Source organism: Streptomyces sp. NRRL F-525 (assembly GCF_000716605.1).
Classification (GTDB): Bacteria; Actinomycetota; Actinomycetes; order Streptomycetales; family Streptomycetaceae; genus Streptomyces.
Genome location: NZ_JNXE01000187.1, coordinates 1 through 326 on the forward strand (window position 1 = coordinate 1; position 326 = coordinate 326).

Annotated in this window: 1 pseudogene; it reads left to right on the forward strand. The window is 72.4% G+C overall.

Annotation, left to right across the window (positions count from 1 at the left end):
• Positions 1–326 (forward strand): annotated as a pseudogene (locus OO69_RS48465) (class I tRNA ligase family protein); the annotation flags it as partial.

The following is a 326-nucleotide window of genomic DNA, read 5'->3' on the forward strand; positions in this document are numbered from 1 at the left end:
TCACCACCCGCCCCGACACCCTGTTCGGCGCGACCTACATGGTGCTGGCGCCCGAGCACCCGCTGGTCGAGAAGTTCACCCCGGACGCCTGGCCCGAGGGCACCCACGAGGTGTGGACCGGCGGCCACGCCACGCCCGCCGAGGCCGTCGCCGCCTACCGCGCGCAGGCCGCCTCCAAGTCCGACGTCGAGCGCCAGGCCGAGGCCAAGGACAAGACCGGCGTCTTCATCGGCGCGTACGCCACCAACCCGGTCAACGGCGAGCAGGTCCCGGTCTTCGTCGCCGACTACGTGCTGATGGGCTACGGCACCGGCGCCATCATGGCC